At 25.8% G+C, this 3,046-nt stretch carries 1 protein-coding gene and 1 pseudogene; both read right to left on the reverse strand.

Annotated elements, in window-relative coordinates; translation table 11 throughout:
• Window positions 1-976, reverse strand: a 976-nt coding sequence (locus RI76_RS00440) for an ATP-binding protein (protein WP_222831821.1), incomplete at its 3' end; no start/stop codon positions are given.
• A 401-nt stretch (window positions 977-1,377) separates the two neighbouring features.
• Window positions 1,378-1,569, reverse strand: a pseudogene (locus RI76_RS03380) (DUF2963 domain-containing protein); the annotation flags it as partial.
• Window positions 1,570-3,046 lie beyond the last annotated feature (1,477 nt).

The following is a 3,046-nucleotide window of genomic DNA, read 5'->3' on the forward strand; positions in this document are numbered from 1 at the left end:
TTATTTTTTCATTGGAATCGTATTCGTATTTTTCGATGTAATCAATTGTTTTATCATCAGATTTATAAATAACTCTTTTTAATATTGGTTCTGGAAATTCATCAGTATTGTAAACTTTGGCATAAGCTTTTTGAATATCTTCAATAGTAATCTTAACGGAATTGCCTCTATTTGTATTCGAAATATTGATAGCTCTCTCATTGACTCTTGTAATAACTTTTAAAAAGTTTTCTAAAACTCTATTAGATTTTATTTCTTTTTCTCTTGAAAGTAATAATTCATTTAATTTGTTATTAATATCTTCAACTAAATAATTTTTGGCTTTTTCTGAATATTCATTACCTCTTTTTTTAATCATAAATTCTAAAAAATCTTTATGATTTTTAAAATCGCCAACTTTAACTTCTGTTTTATAATCAAATCTTGATTTAATAGCTTCATCTAATTTTCTGAAAAGTGATTTTAGTTGCTGCGATAATAAAAACAGGATGGTTAAAACATCATTTTCATTTGAAGTTAATTCGGTTTTGAATTGATTAACAACATTTTTTGCTGTATCCGAATTAGCTTCCAAACTACCTAAATCTGTAAAAATCGTGTCACATTGATCAAGAAAAATTAATAGCTCCATTATTTTATTTTTTTGTGCTTCTTTTTTCGCTGATTTGAATAAATTAATTACCAAATCTTTTTCAACTACTTTGTATTTTTGGAAAAATAAAGAAGAAATGTCAAAATGATTTGCTTTTTCTATTTGTTGAATTTTGTTTTCGGTTAGTTGTGATAATTTTTGAAAATCTTTTTTAATCTTTGTTATTTCATGATTAGTTTTTTTCATTTGCTCTTTGATATTTGTTGTTATTTTACAATTATAAAAAGATACCAATGATAATAAAATAAATAATAAAAATAAAAAGATAGAAATAACAGTTTTTTTTTGTAAAGGTTTTGATTTTTTCATTTTATTTTCTCCCATGTTGATTTCTCCTTTTTAAGTAAGATTTTTTGATTTGTTTATTTTTTTTCATTTTTTTATTTGACAATTTTTTCTTTTTATAAATAGACTGTTATTCAATACACTGTATTTTAATACAGTTTATTTATTTTAAGGATTTTGGATTAACAATTTGTTTTAGTTTTTAAGAGTTTTCGTTATTGCTTGTTGCATAGCTACAATTTTAACTAAAAAATATAAGAAGATATTAAACATCTATTGTTAAACCTTTTTCGTAACCTTTGTTCTATAATTTTCAGCATAGCATGTTTAAAGATAATATTTATTTTTTTCTTCTGCATTCTGTATAATGAAATTTAGTTTACTGACTTAATTTTTCCATGACCATTAATACTTTTTTCGTTGATGATTAAAAGGCCATATTATTTACAAATTTTAGAAAATATTTTATGAATAAAAACAATAACAACGTGAAACCAAATTTTTGCACTGTCGTCATTATGACCGTATTCCTCGATGTCATCAATGGTTTTGCAATCAGATTTGTAATGATTTGTTGTGATTAGTTCTTCTCCGTTGGAATCGCATTCACTGATTAAATCAATAATTATGCCGTCTTCTTGGAAAAAAAGTTGTTTTAGTTAGTTTTCTGTTGGAATTTTATTCTTCGATGAAATCAAGAAACTGATTATTTTTGTGAATTTAGTCATGAGTTTTTCTTCCTTTCTATATCTATATTATTTTTATTTTAGGCATTTTTACAACTTAATTAGGTTAAGGTTAATGAAGTGTTTGACCTTTTGATAGTTTGGGATTTATTTTGTTTATTAATTTCATATGTTTTTTATCAACTGACAAAATGTTTTTATAAGAATTTAATCCATAAATTTTAACAATTCATCAACGCCTTTACATTCGGTATATAGGGATAAATCAGATACGTTTCAGTTAGATCAGAGCTTTGTATTTCCTAACTTTATTACAAACTGGTCTCCCTCCAAACCGTGCAAGCAAGTTTCCAAGCACACGGTTTTCAGCAAAGCGCCTTCATACTTTGGTTAGCTACTTTGGCCCTGTAAGGGTTGTTATCCCTCTCCGTGGTCAGTCCGATTATCTTAATTATTCCAAATTAAGTTTTGCTTTGATACAACTTACACTATACCAGCCTCTTTGCTCTTGTGCCTATTAGGCTTTTTATTCCCTAATATAATATAGCTTTTAGGATTCTCAAATATCCGTATATATTGCGCCTTAACTCACTTAGGTGCGATAATGCTACCGAATTTTGGTAGAACATATTTGAATTCGCGATGTTCTCGCTACTCGTGATAATATCTAAATATTTCCCCGATTTATTTTATATTAGATGTAATTCAAACTAAAATTCAAAATAATCGGATTCCTTAATAACTTGCTGACTTAGACTTCATTCTTGCTATGTTTTCTTTTTCGCTTAGCGGTCTCTGACCTTTGTCCGTATGAGTTATCGTCTTACGAGAACTTCTTGGTTAATTATTTCGTATCATTCTGCTTTCGTGTCTGTTGTAATTATTATTTCTTTCAATTTAAGAACCGACGGTATTTCTAATTTTATCGTGATATTACGCAATTATTACCTGCGTATTAATTAGTTATATTACACCATTATAGCGTTTATTTTTGCGCCCTGTTGCAAACGATAACTTTGATTATTATGTAACCTATTAGCGCCAACGATAAATTTGTTTGATATTTTTAATATCTAATTTCTTTTTAATAGCTCATTTTGACGCATCCCTTCTTTTTGAGAGCAAAAAAATTGTATTTTCATTTCAAAGGAATAAAATTTTTTTAAATCTCTTAATTCCTTAGATTTTAATTGATATTTATCGTTTAATTCTTTATATTTAATTACCGAAAACATTATAGACATAATCAAAAATAAAATAAAAATGTTTATTTAATCTATTATCCATTTTTATATAAAACTCCTTTTTTAATTATATTAAAGCGTTTCTAAGAACTCTAAAATTATAAAAACCAATAGAAAACCTCAATTTATTCTAAAAAATTTACTCTTTACAAATTGAAATTCTTTATTAATTAATAAAG

Source organism: Milkweed yellows phytoplasma str. MW1 (assembly GCF_000309485.1).
Taxonomy (GTDB): domain Bacteria; phylum Bacillota_I; class Bacilli_A; order Acholeplasmatales; family Acholeplasmataceae; genus Phytoplasma.